Below are 16,023 nucleotides of genomic sequence, written 5' to 3'. Positions count from 1 at the left end.
TGCCGGATGCCTCCCATGAAACTGCCTGCCGCCTGGCTGTGCTGCCTGTTGCTGACCTCGCCGGCCTGGGCTGCGGACACCGTGGTCACCGGCAAGGTCTATCTGGAGCGTGACGGCAAGCCGGGCCGCGGTGCGACCGATCCGGGCCTGGCCGGGGTGCAGGTCTCCAACGGCGAGACGATCGTCAAGACCGCCGCCGATGGCAGCTACAGCCTTCCGGTGCGTGACGGCCAGACCGTGTTCGTGATCAAGCCCGATGCGTATTCGTTCCCGAAGGCGACAGACGGCCTGCCTTCGTTCTGGCGCCACTTCCGCCCGAACGGCTCGCCGGCGCTGAAGTACGGCGGCATCGCCGCCACCAGCGATGTCACCCGCAACTGGGATTTCGCGCTGCAGTCGGATCGCCATGACAGCCGTCGCGGCTTCCAGATGCTGGTCTTCACCGACTCCCAGACCGCCAGCCTGAAGGACATCGGCTACTACCAGCAGTCGATCGTGTCGCCGCTGATCGGCCAGACCAAGGCGCGCATGGGCACCACCCTGGGTGACATCGTCAACGACGATCTGACCCTGTATCCGGCAATCAACAAGGTCACCACGTCGCTGGGCGTGCCGTGGTTCCATGTGCCGGGCAATCACGACCTCGATTTCGATGCAGCCAGCGACGAGCATTCGCTGGACAGCTGGCGCAACATCTACGGCCCGGACACCTACGCGGTGGAAGAGGGCGGTGCCAGTTTCGTGTTCCTCGACGACGTGGTGTATGACCCCAACGCAAGGCCGAAGTATGTCGGTGGCCTGCGCGAAGACCAGTTCGCTTTCCTTGCCAGCTACCTGAAAGGCCTGCACAAGGACCGCCTGCTGGTGCTGGGCATGCACATCCCGCTGTTCGACGCCGCGCCGGGGCGCGAGACCTTCCGTCATGCTGACCGCCAGCGCCTGTTCGACCTGCTGAAGGACTTCCGCAACGTGCTGGTGCTCAGCGGGCACAGCCACACCCAGCAGCACGTCTACCACGGCAAGGCCGACGGCTGGAACGGTGACAAGCCGCTGCACGAATACAACGTCGGTGCCAACTGCGGCGCATTCTGGTCCGGGGTGAAGGATGCCGCCGGCGTGCCGGACAGCGCCATGAGTGATGGCACGCCGAAGGGCTACGCGTTGCTGGACGTCGCCGGCAATGGCAGCTACAAACTGCAGTACCGCGTGGCCGGCAAGCCGGCCAGCGAGCAGATCGGCCTGCATGCACCGAAGGTGCTGCGCCAGGGGGCCTATCCGGCGTGGGGTGTCTACGCCAACGTCTACATGGGCGAGGACGCCAGCGTGGTCGAGTACCGCGTCGATGGCGGTGCCTGGCAGCCGATGAAGCAGGTCAGTCAGCCCGATCCGCGCCTGATGGTGGAGAACGTGGCTGACGATCTGGCTGACAGCCTGCGCGGCTACGACCGTTCGCCGGAGGCCACCGCGTCGCCGCACCTGTGGCGTGGTGCGCTGCCGACCGACCTGGCAGTGGGCAGTCACAAGGTCGAAGTACGCTCTACCCAGCCTGATGGCGCAGTATTCACCGCCACCACCCGCTACAGCCTGCAGACGGCCCAGCCCTGATCCCCCGCATCTCCGCTCCAGCGAAAGGACCCCGCATGGATATCCGCTTCATGGCCGGCACCACGCCAGTCACCCTCAGCCGCCACTGGTTCACCGGCGCGATGCTGCTGCAGAGCGCCACCGAGAAGGTCTGGGTGCAGCATCCGCTGCATCCGGGCACCCACTTCTCGTTCTCGCTGGTACAGTCGTGGCTGCGCCACATCGCCGGCCATGAGGTGCTGGTCGAGCGCACCCGGCCGCTGTTGTTCGCCGGCTTCCGCCCGCAGCGCCTGCGCGTGCTGGTGGATGGTGTGCAGGTGGCCGAACAGGAAGGCATGTAGTCCAACCTGAACCGCCGGCGCGCTAGGCAAAGCCGCCCCGATGCCTGAGAATCGGGGCGATTCAATCGATCCAAGCAGGCCAGCGTGACCATCGCAGCAGCGTCCCCGGTTTCCACCGACTCCGCCCGCGGCGGTCTTCCGCGCAGTCTCGTTGTCGCCGATGTCGGCGGCACCTTCGCCCGTTTGGCGCTGGCTGAAACGCAACCCGGCCAGGCACCACTGCTGGGCAGCCATCGCACCTATGCCTGCGCCGAGCATCCGAGCCTGTCAGCGATCCTTGCTGATTTCACCGCAGGCCTCGGCCAGCCGGTAGAGGCCGCCGTGGTCGCCATCGCCGGCCTGCTCGATGGCGATGTGCTGATCAATTCCAACCTGCCATGGACGGTCTCGCTGTCGGCCACGCGGGTGCAGTCCGGGCTGCATGAGCTGCAGCTGATCAATGATTTTGAAGCGGTGGCGTTGGCCATTCCTTACCTGCAGCCTGACACCCTGGTGCCGCTCAATGGCGATGCTGACCCGGCGCAGGCGTTCCCGGCGCTGGTGCTGGGCGCCGGTACCGGCCTGGGTGCAGCATTGCGCTTTGCCGACGGCGAGCGTCCGGTGCTGGCCAGCGAGATCGGCCATGCCGCGCTCGGCGCCGGCAACGCGCTGGAACTGCAGGTGCTGGGCAAGCTGCTGCAGCGCTGGACGCACGTGGACAACGAGCGCGTGCTGTCCGGCAGTGGCCTGATGAACCTGTATCCGTGCCTGTGCGAACTGCGCGGTGTCACCCCGGTGTGGGGCAGCACCGAGGCACTGATCGGCGCCGCGCGCAGCGGCGAGGATGCGCTGGCGGTGGAAACGCTGCAGGTGTTCTGTGCCTGGCTGGGCAGCCTGGCCGGCGACGCAGCGATCGCGGTGGGTGCGCGTTCGGTGTACCTGGCCGGGGGCATTTCCGCGCATGTGCAGGATTTCCTGGCCGATGGCCGCTTCCGTGAGCGCTTCCTCAACAAGGGCGTGCTGACCGAGGTACTGCGCCAGGTGCCGGTATGGCGCGTGGAGCATGGCCAGCTGGGCGTTCTCGGCGCAGCGGTCTGGTACGCCGCACGGCAGCCCACGCACGACTGATCGGCGTGGCCGGCATCGGGCCGGCCGTGCATTGCAGACTGGGAGGGGAAGATGGTGGATCGCAGGCAGTTCCTGCAGGCCGGCGCACTGGCTGCAGGCATGGTGGCCTTGCCGGGCGTGCAGGCGCGCACGCAGGGTGGGGCCAAGGTGGTTTCGACCTGGGACTTCGGCGTGCCGGCCAACCAGGCCGCATGGGAGGTGCTGGCGCAGGGTGGCAGCGCACTGGATGCAGTTGAAGCCGGTGCACGCTGGGCCGAGAGCGAGCTGTGCAACCCCACCGTCGGCCATTGCGGTAACCCGGATCGCGACGGCGTGCTGAGCCTGGACGCGAGCATCATGGATGGTGATGGCCGTTGTGGCGCAGTGGCCGCGCTGGTGGACATCCTGCATCCGGTGTCGGTGGCCCGCAAAGTGATGGAAAACAGCCCGCACGTGCTGCTGGTGGGCGAGGGCGCGCAGCAGTTCGCGGTGCAGCAGGGTTTTGAACGCAGGCACCTGCTGACGCCGCAGGCCGAAGCGGCCTGGCGCGAGTGGCTGAAGACCGAGAAGTACCAGCCGCAGATCAATGCCGAGCGCCGTGGTATTCCCGGCAACAGTGACAACCACGACACCATCGGCATGCTGGCGCTGGATGCCAAGGGCCATCTTGCAGGTGCCTGCACCACCAGCGGCATGGCCTGGAAGCTGCACGGCCGGGTCGGCGACAGCCCGATCATCGGTGCCGGCCTGTATGTCGACAACGAAGTGGGCGCGGCCACTGCCTCGGGCGTGGGTGAGGAGATGATCCGCAACGCCGCCTCGTTCCTGGTGGTCGAACTGATGCGCCAAGGGCGCTCGCCCGCGCAGGCCTGCCGCGAAGCCATCGACCGCGTGGTGCGCAAGCGCCCCGAAGCGAGCAAGACGCTGCAGGTGTGCTTCCTGGCCATGAACAAGCAGGGCGAGGTGGGTGCCTACGCGTTGCACCGCGGCTTCGTCTACGCCGTGTGCGATGCGCAGCGCCAGGATGACCTGCGTGATTCGCCGTCGATCTACACGAGCACCCAGGCGTGAGCACACGGCTGACCCTGGAGATTGCCAGCAACTCGCTGGCCTCGGCGCTGGCCGCCCAGGCCGGCGGCGCCGATCGCATCGAACTGTTCGACAACCTGGCCGAGGGCGGCACAACGCCGTCGTTCGCCAGCATCGCGATCGCCCGCGAACGCCTGTCCATTCCGCTGTTCGTACTGGTGCGCCCGCGACCGGGCGACTTCCACTACGACGCACTGGAAACCGAACTGATGCTGCGTGACATCGCGCAGTGCCGCGCGCTCGGCTGCGATGGCGTGGTGATCGGTGCGCTGGATGTGCAGGGCGGGATCGATCTGGCGCTGTGCCGTGAACTGGTGCAGGCCGCCGGGCCGCTGCAGGTGACTTTCCATCGCGCCTTCGATGCTGCCCGCGATCTGCCTGCGGCACTTGAGCAGGTGGTTGAGCTGGGTTGCCAGCGCGTGCTGACCTCGGGCGGCCAGTTCAGCGCCGAGGCCGGCGCGGATGTGCTGGCGGGTCTGGTCACCCAGGCGGCGGGACGTATCACGGTGATGGCCGGCGCCGGGCTGGGACCGGCCAACATCGCGGCCGTTGCGCGACGGAGCGGCTGCACCGAACTGCACGCCTCGGCCAAGGGCCTGCGGCGCTCGGCCATGCAGTTCCAGAACCCGGCGCTGCGCGGCCTGGACCCGGACTGGAGCCAGACCGCCACCGCCACCGTGGCCGCACTGCGGCAGGCGCTGGACGGCGCAAGGTAACCCGCTTCTCCTGTAGAGCCGAGCCAACGCTCGGCTGCTCTTTGGGCCCGGGGTCGGATCCCTTCGCAGAAGGGCTCCGACCTCGGGCCTGCCCATCGTTGCGCCCGAAGAAGTGACGCTTACAGCACGTTCGAACGGCTAGAGCGGCAGGCCAAGTCGTTGAAATGGATACGCTGGTGCGCCGTCGCATGGCGGCGCAGTCGGTGATTGCCGATAGTGGTTCATACCGTCGTTCGCCAACGAATTCCCGCATGTTTCGACCGTTCCTGCTGCTTGTCTGCGCGGTGCCAGCGATTGCAATCGGCGCACGTGAAGGGCAGGCACCGGAGTGGGTGCGGGAGGTGGCTGCCGACAAGGACCTGCAGGTTGACCCCGAAATGGTTGGTGTGAGGCTTGAGCCAACCGCGCGGGGCGCGTTCCTCGACACGCGTGCACATCGAATCGGGGCGAGGCGTTTTCGCGCGCTGTATCAGGTATTCGATTCCAACGCGGATAGCCCGATGGGCCTTTGCGGCGCTGGGCGCGAGATCCATCTCTTCGTCTACGAAGTGATGCCGCTGGAGCCCGTGGAGCGGGGCAGGATACGGATCAGCAGCTGCCCTGAGGCCCTGTCTCTGGCCAGCCAGAACTCGGGGCGACCCCACAGTGAATCCGACTTTTCCTCGGTCATCTGGCAGGGCGGCGGGATCACCATCGAGTGGTGGGGTATCGGACCCGGAGGCGATGCGTCGAGCCACTACACCCTCCGAAATGACCACTTCGTCCCGACTCGATCGGGTGAGGGGAATCGCTGAGGGCGGACAAAACCGTTCCGCGCGCGATTGTCGCGTTCGTGTCATTGTCGTGTGCGCCGTTCTCTCAGCGATGTTGCGCAACCCTTTGATTGTTCTGGATACCGGCAGCCGATAGCGGCATTCCGCCAGCGGTTGCTGCATCGCCGCATGCCCGGCGCGGTTCAGCTGTGCTTTAGTTTGGATCGATCCACAGGGGAGGGGCTGGGACGGTCGTGAACCGATCCCGGTACCCGGATCAGCCGTCGTGCTACGCCACCACCGTCCGTGCGTCCACACTTTCCAAGAGCAATCACCCATGGCTCAGTCCGTTCGCAAGCGTCGTCACCTGCTGTCCCAGGCACTGGTCCTGGTCCTGTTTCCCCTGGCCGCTGGTGCACAGGAAGCGGCCAGTTCGTCCACCAAGGACTTGGATGCGGTCACCGTTACCGGTTCGCGCATCAAGCGCGCCAGTGTCGAAGGCCCGGCCCCGGTCAACGTGATCACCGCGCAGCAGATCCAGAAAGAGGGCTTCGTCAGCGTGTATGACGCGCTGAAGACGCTCACCGAAGCGACCGGCACCGTTGAAGCCGCCTCGCAGTGGGGTTCGCACACGCCAAATGCCAGCGGGCTGAACTTGCGCGGGATGGGCCCGAACCGCTCGCTGCTGTTGGTCAACGGCCGTCGCGTGGCCGATTACCCGCTGCCGTATGGCGGTGAAACCAATTTCTCCAACTACGGCAACATTCCGGCCGCAGCGGTGGAACGCATCGAAGTACTGACCGGCGGCGCCTCGGCCATCTATGGTTCGGACGCGATCGCCGGCGTGGTCAACGTCATCCTCAAAACCAACTACGACGGCGACGAAGTGCGCGTGCGCGGCGGCACCTCCACCGAAGGCGGGCGCGACACCTGGGACCTGTCATGGGCCGGCGGCAAAACGGGTGACAACTGGAGCGTGACCTATGCGTTGCAGTACACCAAGCGCGATCCGTTGTTCGGCCGCGACCGCCCGCAGATGGACGATGCCGATGATGCGCCGTATGCGTCCTGGAACATGGAGCAGCGCAAGGTCGGCTTCCGTCCCACGGCCGGGCTGGCGCTGATCGATCCGACGACGGGCCAGCGCCTGGCGCCGCCCACCGGTACCTGCGAGAAGTTCGACGGTGAGTACTACACGGCCGATCGACTGGTCTACAACTACGCCGCCAACCGCATCACCAACACCGGCCGCCTGTGCGGCATGAGCGCCGACTACGCCAACTGGCTGCTGACCGGTGGTGCCGAGAACGTGTCCGGCAACCTGTATGCCACCTTCGATTTCAGCAGCGACCTGCAGGCCTGGACCAACCTGGCGGTGTACCGCTCCGAAGCGATCTGGGGCACCAATCCACCCAGCGTCTCGCTGATCGACGATGACAACGGCTACTACTGGGATGCCAACCGCAACCGCCCGATCCTGGGCGTGCGCCAGTTCACCCCGAACGAAGTCGGCGGCCTGGACACCCTGCGCAACACCAACCGCGAGCTGTCATGGGACTGGAGCGCGGGCCTGCGTGGACGCCTTGCCGACCGCTTCGACTGGAGCGCCACGGTGGGCCGTTCCTACTATCGCGTGGAAGAACGGCAGAACGTGGTCGACAAGCAGAAGTCGTACGACTACTTCCTCGGCCCGCGCCTGGGCACCACCGCCAACGGCGAGGCGATCTACGCGCTGAACGAATCGCGCTGGTGGAATCCGCTCACGCCGGACCAGTACTGGCAGATGGGTGCGGTGGCCAGGAACCGCGCGTCATCGTGGGTCAACCAGGCCTCGGCGGATATCACCGGCGAACTGTTCCAGGGCTGGGCCGGCCCGATCTCGTTCGCCGCCGTGGCCGAAGTCGCGCAGCAGGGCTATCACCTCAGCCCGGACCCGCGCGCCGGCATCGACTTCGATCTGCAGAACGTCGATCGCGGTGGCGGCGAGCGCACCCGCTACTCGGCCGGCGTCGAGTTCAAGATCCCGCTGCTGGAGAGCGTGACGGCCACCGCGGCCGCCCGCTACGACCGCTATGGCAACTACAAGGCCGATGACAGCAGTGAAACGCTGGATATCGGCAGCCAGAAGGAGACCACTTGGAACGTCGGCCTGGAATGGCGCCCGGTCGAATCGCTGCTGGTGCGTGGCTCGTACGCCACCAGTTTCCACGCGCCGGACATGCACTATCTGCTGGGCCAGCCGAGCAGTTCCGAAGTGCAGACCTATGACCGCCTGCGCTGCATCCAGAGCGGTGCCTACCTGGTCAACAACTGTGGCGTGGGCAACACCGATGTCTGGTACACCTTCGACGTGAACCGGCGTGGCACGCCGCTGCTGCGTTCGGAAACCGGCGATTCGTGGACGGTCGGCTTCGTCTGGGACGTGATGCCGAACCTGTCGGTCAGCGCCGACTACTGGGCGATCAAGCTGGAAGACATGATCGTCGACGTCGGCGCCGACGAGGTGCTGGCCAGCGAGGCCGGCTGCCTGACCGGCAAGAACATCGATGGCACGCCGTGGGCCAATCCGGCCGGTGGCGATTACTGCGCCGGCATTCTGGCCCGCGTGAACCGTGACAGCAGCGGCCGGCTGGTGTCGATCGAGCGCGGCCCGTTCAACCTGGCCAGCCGGGAAGTGCGCGGTATCGACCTGACTGCACGCTATCGCCTGGAAACCGCGCAGTGGGGCAGCTTCCAGCTGGGCCTGAACTACACCAACCAGATCTCGACCAAGGAACAGCGCTACGCCAACGACCCGAACCCGGAACGGCGCGACCGAGACCTGCGCAGCAAGCTGCGCGCGAGCCTGGCCTGGCAGCGCGGCAACTGGAACGCCAACGTCTATGCCGACCGCGTGGGTTCGGTGCCGGGCGTGCGCTATCACTGGGGCACCGATCGCCTGGACAATCCCGGCGGTTGCCTGCCGTTCGCCGACGGCTACGTGCCCAGTGACAGTCCGTCGCTGAACTGCCTGGAACCGGCACAGCTGCCGGATGGCTCGGTGAACCCGAACCCCAACGCGGGCCAGCAGACCTCGCGCTACTTCGGCCGGGTCGGGCCGTTCATCACCTGGAACGTCAACGTGGGTTACCAGGTGACCGAGCACGCCAAGGTCAATGTCTACGTCAACAACGTGTTCAATTCGGCCAGCTGGAACCACAAGGACCCGTACAAGCTGGACTATGACTTCGCCCCGACCCGGTTGCTGAGCGCGGTCGGCCGCGAGTTCGCATTGGAGTATGTGTTCACCTTCTGAGGAGACCGGCCTCCGCCGGTAGATCCACGCCATGCGTGGATGCGGAAACGGAACACCGGGGGCGGCGCCCCCTTCAAGGTATGCGGACAGGCTGGATTTGACCTTCCCACGATGGCAAGGTTTAGCCTGTCCGCATCCAGAAGGAAACCCGGGAATCCGATCATGAGCACGCCGCGCGCCGCTGCCGCCCCCGCCAGCCCCTCCACCATCAGCCTGCCCATCGAGGGCATGACCTGCGCCAGCTGCGTAGGCCGGGTCGAGGCAGCACTGTCCAAGGTCGAGGGCGTGGGCAGTGTCTCGGTGAACCTGGCCACCGAGCGGGCGGACATTCGTCCGTCGGGCCCGGTGGATCGCGCGGCGCTTGTCCAGGCAGTGGAGCGGGTGGGCTATGACGTGCCCGCGGCGACCACCGAGCTGGCGGTCGAAGGCATGACCTGCGCTTCCTGCGTGGGCCGTGTCGAACGCGCGCTGTTGGCCGTGCCCGGCGTCAGCCAGGCCAGCGTCAACCTGGCCACCGAGCGCGCCACGGTGCGTGGCATGGCGGACGTGGCTGCGCTGGTCGCCGCGATCGACAAGGCCGGCTATGACGCACGTGTGATCGAGGCGGGTGTGCAGTCCGATGATCAGGCTGCGGAAAAGAAGGATGCCGAGCGCGCCGGACTGAAGCGCGACCTGATCGTGGCCACCGCGCTGGCACTGCCGGTGTTCGTACTGGAAATGGGTTCGCACCTGATCCCCGACATGCACGCATGGGTGATGTCCACCCTCGGCATGCAGGCCAGCTGGTACCTGCAGTTCGTGCTGACCGCGCTGGTGCTGGCCATTCCGGGCCGCCGTTTCTACCAGAAGGGGTTCCCGGCGCTGCTGCGTTTGGCGCCGGACATGAATTCGCTGGTGGCGGTGGGCACCGCCGCGGCGTTCGGCTATTCGGTGGTAGCGACCTTTGCACCGCGGCTGCTGCCGCCGGGCACGGTGAACGTCTACTACGAAGCGGCGGCGGTGATCGTCGCGCTGATCCTGCTCGGCCGCTTCCTGGAGGCCCGGGCCAAGGGCCGCACCTCCGAAGCGATCAAGCGCCTGGTCAACCTGCAGGCCAAGGTGGCCCATGTGGTCCGTGACGGCCGCGCGGTCGACATCCCGGTCAATGAAGTGCAGAGCGGCGACCTGGTGGAAGTGCGCCCGGGCGAGCGCGTGCCGGTCGACGGCGAGGTGGTTGAAGGCCGCAGCTACATCGATGAATCGATGATCAGCGGCGAGCCGATTCCGGTCGAGAAGCTGCCGGGCAGCAGCGTGGTGGGTGGCACGGTCAACCAGAAGGGCGCACTGACGGTGCGGGCCACGGCCGTGGGCGCGCAGACCCTGCTGGCGCAGATCATCCGCATGGTCGAACAGGCGCAGGGCTCGAAGCTGCCGATCCAGGCGGTGGTCGACAAGGTCACGTTGTGGTTCGTGCCGGCGGTGATGCTGGCCGCGCTGGCGACCTTCGCGGTCTGGTTGATCTTCGGTCCATCGCCGGCACTGAGCTTCGCACTGGTCAATGCGGTGGCGGTGCTGATCATTGCCTGCCCGTGCGCGATGGGCCTGGCCACGCCGACCTCGATCATGGTCGGAACCGGTCGTGGCGCCGAAATGGGCGTGCTGTTCCGCAAGGGCGAAGCACTGCAGCTGCTGAAGGACGCTCAGGTGGTGGCGGTGGACAAGACCGGCACGCTGACCGAAGGCCGCCCGCGCCTGACCGATCTGGAGATTGCTGCCGGCTTCGATCGCAACAGGGTTCTGGCGGCAGTGGCCGCGGTGGAGTCGCGCTCGGAGCATCCCATCGCCCGCGCGATTGTTGATGCCGCGACCGGGCAGGGCATCACGTTGCCGGGCATGGTCGACTTCGAATCGGTCACCGGCATGGGCGTGCGGGCCAGTGTCGAGGGTGCACGCGTGGAGGTCGGTGCCGATCGCTTCATGCGCGACTTGGGCGTGGACATCACTGCATTCGCAGCATTGGCGGCGGAACTCGGCACGCAGGGGAAGTCGCCGCTGTATGCCGCCATCGACGGTCGCCTGGCCGCGATCATCGCGGTATCCGATCCGATCAAGCCGAGCACCCCGGCAGCGATCGCGGCACTGCATCGGTTGGGCCTGAAGGTGGCGATGATCACCGGCGACAACGCCGGGACCGCGAAGGCGATCGCGCGCCAGCTCGGCATCGATGAAGTGGTGGCCGAGGTGCTGCCGGAAGGCAAGGTCGAGGCAGTGCGCCGGCTGAAGGCTACGCACGGCCACGTCGCCTTCGTTGGTGACGGCATCAACGATGCGCCAGCACTGGCCGAGGCCGATGTCGGCCTGGCCATCGGCACCGGCACCGATATCGCGGTGGAATCGGCCGACGTGGTGCTGATGTCGGGCAACCTGCAGGGCGTACCGAACGCCATTGCGCTATCGAAGGCGACGTTGGGCAACATCCGGCAGAACCTGTTCTGGGCCTTCGCCTACAACACCGCGTTGATTCCGGTGGCCGCCGGCGTGCTTTACCCGGCCTGGGGCGTGCTGCTGTCGCCGGTGTTCGCGGCCGGTGCGATGGCACTGTCCAGTGTGTTCGTGCTGGGCAACGCACTGCGCCTGCGCCGCTTCCAGCCGCCAATGGCGGATGCCGCCGTTGCGACCCACTGAAGGAGAATCGCATGAATATCGGTGACGCCGCCAAGGCCTCCAGCGTGTCGGCGAAAATGATCCGCTACTACGAACAGATCGGCCTGATTCCTGCGGCGGATAGAACGGAGTCGGGCTATCGGGCGTATTCGCAGGCCGACATCCATCGCCTGCGCTTCATCCGCCGCGCGCGCGATCTCGGCTTCCAGGTGGCCGAGATCGGCGACCTGCTGGGCCTGTGGAACGACACGTCGCGCCACAGTGCCGACGTCAAGCAGCTGGCCGAGCAGCACATCGCCGACCTGGAACAGCGCATCGAGCACATGCGGCAGATGGCCGACACGCTGAAATCGCTGATCCGCTGCTGTGCCGGCGATGAGCGCCCGGAATGCCCGATCCTGCAGCGGCTGGGTGAAGACGATGAGGCTCCGCTGCCGGTGGAAGCGGCCAAGACCGGCGCGGTGCGCCGCCGCGCACGCAAGCACTGAGTTTTCATGTTCGCATGCACTGAAAAGCCCGCCCAGTGACAGTGCAGGGGGCGGGCTCCGCTGTGGCAGAAAGCAGGGGATCAGGCAGTGCGCGGCGGGAACCCCGCATCCTTCAGCGCGGCGAACACCTGCTCCTGTGATGCGGTGGTCTGCACCTTGACCAGGCCGGTCGGCGGATCGGCCACCACACTGGCGCTGGGATCGATCTGCTGGATCGCGCGGGTCACGCTGCGCGCGCAGCCGCCGCAGGTCATGCCGTCAACATGGAATTCCATCTGTAGCTCCTTCGGTGCTCGTGAGGTGAAACCAGTGTGCACCTTCCAACGATGGCAGGGTCAATCAGGTGGCTGAACGGCGGTGCAGGCAAATGAAAACGGCAGCCGCCTGTACCAGCGCGGCTGCCGTGGAGGACCATTCCCGTCGGGGCGGGCAAGACTGCGCCGGGCCAGGCCCGGCGCTGCCTCAGAACTTCCAGTTCACGCCGAAATACAGCTGGCGCCCGGCGTACAGATTGGACAGCAGGCGGGCCTGGCTGTCGTTGCCGATGTAGCTGCGCAGCTCGGACTTGGTGGCGTTCAGTACGGCCGCGGTCACCGTCCAGTCCGGGGTGAGGTTATAGGCCACGTTCAGGTCAAGCTGGCTGTAAGGCTTGGTGTAGGTGGTCATGCCATTGTTCAGGCCGCCGACCACTTCACCTCGACGGTTGTACGAGGCGCGCGCCAGGAACTTGTCGTTCTCGTAGAACACCGTAACGTTGGCCTGGTTCTTGGCACTGCCGACCAGCGGCGAGGAGCCGATTTCCTCGCCATCCAGCACGATCGAGGCCAGGTTGGTGTCGTTGTAGGTGTAGTTGGCCTGCACGCCCAGTCCGAAGTCGAACGTGTACTGGCCATACAGTTCCACGCCCTGCGACACGCCATCGCGGCCATTGGCCTGGGTCTCGTACTTCTGCACGGTGACCGACTGCCCGCCGACGTTCATCTGCTGGTCGCGCACCACCGGCACGGTGAAGTTGTCCACGTTCTTGCGGAACAGCGAAACACCTGCGACCGCGCCCGGCTTGAAGTACCACTCCAGGCCCAGGTCGAACTGGACCGCCTTGAACGGTTCCAGCGCCTTGTTGCTGCCCGAGCCGTACCAGCCGGGCGTGTCGGTGCCGCCGGTGACGCGGCGGTCGTTGGCGTACTCTTCGCTGATGTAGCGCAGGCCACCGGGATAGGCGATGCTGGTGTAGCTCGGGCGCGCGACCACCTTCGACGCCGCGCCACGCAGCACCAGGTTGTCGGTGATGTCCCAGGCAATGTTGAAGCTGGGCAGCACGTCGGTATAGGTCTTTTCCAGCGACGACAGGGCATACACCTTGTCGCGCACCTGCGGGTCGGGCAGGCGGACGAAGCCACCCTGGCAGCGCAGGTTCGGGTCGGCGGCCGGATCATCGCAGCTCATCGGCGCGCCGCTGGCGTTGTCGACGAAATAGTCGTTGAAGCGCTCGACCGAATCGCTGGACTGGGCGAACTGCTTGGTCCGCACCACGCGCACGCCGATGTTGCCGCGTACCCGCTCAGTGCGGAAGTTGGCCTGGAAGTAGCCGGAATAAATCTTCTCGTTGACGTCGTAGACGAAGTCTTCTTCGGTGCGGTTGTGCGAGCCACCGTAGGTCTTGTTCAGGTAGTCGATGTAGGCCGGGTAGTTGATGCCCGGGAACACGTTGGCGTTGAACGCGCCGGTGATGTTGCTGATCGGGTTGGACAGGAAGAAGCCCGGTTGCGCATCGCCTGCGGTCGGATCGCAGCCGGCCTGGTAGCGATTGTTGTCATAGTCGGACGGATCCAGGCCCGGGCACACCCAATAGGTGTTGCCGGTGTTGCGGTGGACCTTGCCATCGCGGTACTTGGCGCCGAACTGGATCGAATCCAGCCAGCCGGCCTCGAACAGCTTGGTGACGTCGGCCTGGAAGTAGTTCTGCTTGACCTCGGTCTGCATCCACGACGAATCGGTCGAGCCGGTATCGACTTCGGCCACGCCCGCCATCAACTGCTGCTGCAGGTCCGGCGAGAACTGCACCGACGGCGTGCCGGTCAGGTCCCAGGCGGTGTACTGGTTGCCGGACTGCCACTGGTTGCCAACCTTGCGGCGCGGCTTGGCCGACATGCGGAAATTCATCGACGGACCACCTTCGGACCAGGTGCGGCCGCCGGTGAACGAGGCCTTCCACAGCGGGCTGATATCCCAGTCGATGGTCAGGTCGGCGGTCTGCGACAGTGCCTTTTCCTTGCTGTATCCACCGGTGAGCTGCGGAGTGGGGATGGTGCAGTCGTCCGGGCCCCAGCCACCGGGTTCCAGGCCGGCTGCCGCTGCTTCTTCCTCACTGCAGTAATAGGTCTTTCCGGCCAGCTTCTGGTACTGCGCGCCCGTGACGATGCTGCCACTCGGGTCGAAATCCAGGCCGTTGAGCAGGCGGCCGCCAGCCCAGTTGCCGTCCTGGTTGTAGCGGGCCAGGTTCCACTCCGGCACCTTCAGCATGTTCTGGGTGTAGTCACCCTGCAGCTCGAAGCGGAAGTAGTTCGCGGTCATCGTGACGTTGTCGACCGGCTTGAACTGGAAGGTCAGCTGGCCGCCCTTGCGCTCGCGCTTTTCTTCCTTCACCGCGAAGTTCACCGAGGTCGGCATGAAGAATTCGCTGTAGTTCTTGCCAGCCTGGTTGTTGAAGCCGGACTGGCCCCACCAGTAGTGGATGCCATCCTGCTCCAGCAGGTTGCCGTTGGCATCGCGGGCCGTGGTGCCATTGCCGTACCACTGGTAGTCCTCGGTGCTGGCTTCCATGGTGCGGGTGGTGCGCTTCTGCTGGGTCACGCCGACGAGGACGCCGAAGCGCTCATCCTTGCTGTGCCACGAGTACAGCGCGGACGCCTGCGGATCGACATCGTGGCTGGTATCGGAGGTGGTGCCCTCCAGGTTCACGTAGCCGGAGTTGGATTCCATGTCCAGCGGGCGGCGGGTATGCAGGATGACCGTGCCGCCGATGCCGCCTTCGTCGATGCGTGCTTCCGGCGACTTGAACAGCTCCGCGCTGGACAACATGTTCGATGGCAGCAGGGTGTAGTTGAAGGAGCGCGTCGCTTCGTTGTTGGTCTCCGACGAGGCGACGAAGTTGCCGTTCAACTGGGTCAGGGTCAGGTCCGGCGCGAGGCCGCGCACACTGACACTCTTGCCTTCGCCACCGCTGCGGGTGATGACCACGCCGGGCACGCGCTGCAGTGCGTCGGCCACGTTCTTGTCGGGGAACTTGCCGACGTCCTCGGCGGTGATCACCTCGACCACCGCGTTGGCGTCGCGCTTCTGCTCGAGGCTCTTTTCAATGGCGTAGCGGTAGCCGGTGACCTGGACGCTGTCCAGGGTGGTGGCGTCCTGCGAGCCGGTGGAAGCGGCCTGTTGCGCGGCGGCGCCACCCGGAATGACGGCGGCGGCCAAGGCCAGCGCGATGGCCAACGACAATGCGTCCTGGCCATGCGTACGTGTTGAATGCTGCATTCCCATCTCTCCCTCTCTCATGGATTGATCCGGTGACGTGGCACGGACAACTTGAATCGATCTAATTTGAAGTGACTTTGTCGCTGTCGCCAAGCAACTGCCAGTGGCGCCGCGCGCGTGGCCTGGTACGTCCTGTTGCTGCTCCCCCAACTCCCGGCCATCGCAGCGTCGTCTTGGATCGATCTAAGCGATGGGCGGGCGATTTTTAGCACGGGTCGCCCGCAGGCGCATGCTGCTGCGCAATATGGTACTGGCGTGGCGAAGGGATGACGGTTTGCTGAAATCAGTGAAATCGTTTTCGTGCGCAGGGGAGGGGGGGGCGGCAGGGCTGCGCCCTGCACCCGCGGTAGTGCCGGCCGCTGGCCGGCAACAGCCAAAGCCAAAGCCAAAGCGGCTCTGGGTTGGCTGTGGTTTGGCGGGGCGGTGTCGGATTGCGGGGACGCCGTAAACCCGTCCATGGGGGCTTGGCCGCGGCATCCATGCCGCGGACACCCTGCA

The 16,023-nt window shown here is 66.0% G+C and carries 11 protein-coding genes; 9 read left to right on the top strand and 2 right to left on the bottom strand.

What is annotated here, in order from left to right:
- Positions 1–15: 15 nt before the first annotated feature.
- The 9 genes from AC10QF_RS14690 to cueR all read left to right on the top strand — a co-directional run bounded on the left by AC10QF_RS14690 (position 16) and on the right by cueR (position 11,994).
- Complete coding sequence (locus AC10QF_RS14690; RefSeq protein ID WP_053500446.1) at positions 16–1,605, top strand: calcineurin-like phosphoesterase C-terminal domain-containing protein; 1,590 nt, start codon at positions 16–18, stop codon at positions 1,603–1,605.
- A gap of 35 nt (positions 1,606–1,640) precedes the next feature.
- Positions 1,641–1,925: a hypothetical protein gene (locus AC10QF_RS14685; protein ID WP_005409434.1), complete on the top strand. Its 285-nt coding sequence runs from the start codon at positions 1,641–1,643 to the stop codon at positions 1,923–1,925.
- An 84-nt stretch (positions 1,926–2,009) separates the two neighbouring features.
- Positions 2,010–3,032, top strand: a complete 1,023-nt coding sequence (locus AC10QF_RS14680; protein ID WP_494542425.1) for a glucokinase — start codon at positions 2,010–2,012, stop codon at positions 3,030–3,032.
- Positions 3,033–3,083: 51 nt separating this feature from the next.
- On the top strand, positions 3,084–4,082 hold the full coding sequence (locus AC10QF_RS14675; RefSeq protein ID WP_111178341.1) for a glycosylasparaginase: 999 nt from the start codon (positions 3,084–3,086) through the stop codon (positions 4,080–4,082).
- The gene (locus tag AC10QF_RS14670; RefSeq protein WP_095377679.1) at positions 4,079–4,816 is read left to right on the top strand and encodes a copper homeostasis protein CutC; all 738 of its coding nucleotides are present in this window, start codon (positions 4,079–4,081) and stop codon (positions 4,814–4,816) included. The genes AC10QF_RS14675 and AC10QF_RS14670 overlap by 4 nt, the downstream gene beginning before the upstream one ends.
- Positions 4,817–4,980: 164 nt before the next feature.
- Positions 4,981–5,610 carry a hypothetical protein gene (locus AC10QF_RS14665; protein WP_494542424.1) on the top strand — a complete coding sequence of 210 codons (630 nt, stop codon included), beginning with the start codon at positions 4,981–4,983 and terminating at the stop codon, positions 5,608–5,610.
- Positions 5,611–5,905: 295 nt separating this feature from the next.
- Complete coding sequence (locus AC10QF_RS14660; RefSeq protein ID WP_494542423.1) at positions 5,906–8,863, top strand: TonB-dependent receptor plug domain-containing protein; 2,958 nt, start codon at positions 5,906–5,908, stop codon at positions 8,861–8,863.
- A 162-nt stretch (positions 8,864–9,025) separates the two neighbouring features.
- Positions 9,026–11,527 carry a heavy metal translocating P-type ATPase gene (locus AC10QF_RS14655; RefSeq protein WP_494542422.1) on the top strand — a complete coding sequence of 834 codons (2,502 nt, stop codon included), beginning with the start codon at positions 9,026–9,028 and terminating at the stop codon, positions 11,525–11,527.
- A gap of 11 nt (positions 11,528–11,538) precedes the next feature.
- Entirely contained in the window at positions 11,539–11,994 is a 456-nt protein-coding gene (gene cueR, locus AC10QF_RS14650; protein WP_065177589.1) for a Cu(I)-responsive transcriptional regulator, read from the top strand.
- An 80-nt stretch (positions 11,995–12,074) separates the two neighbouring features.
- Here the strand turns inward: cueR and AC10QF_RS14645 are convergent, their stop codons facing one another.
- Both AC10QF_RS14645 and AC10QF_RS14640 read right to left on the bottom strand, forming a co-directional pair.
- On the bottom strand, positions 12,075–12,269 hold the full coding sequence (locus AC10QF_RS14645) for a heavy-metal-associated domain-containing protein (RefSeq protein WP_065184972.1): 195 nt from the start codon (positions 12,267–12,269) through the stop codon (positions 12,075–12,077).
- A 187-nt stretch (positions 12,270–12,456) separates the two neighbouring features.
- Positions 12,457–15,531, bottom strand: coding sequence for a TonB-dependent receptor (locus AC10QF_RS14640; RefSeq protein WP_329848454.1), 3,075 nt, complete (start codon positions 15,529–15,531; stop codon positions 12,457–12,459).
- Positions 15,532–16,023 lie beyond the last annotated feature (492 nt).

The organism is Stenotrophomonas maltophilia complex sp. Om-AH-Sm3 (assembly GCF_059337855.1).
Note: the sequence above shows the minus strand (reverse complement) of the source record. Positions and strands in the feature narration are given on the sequence as shown.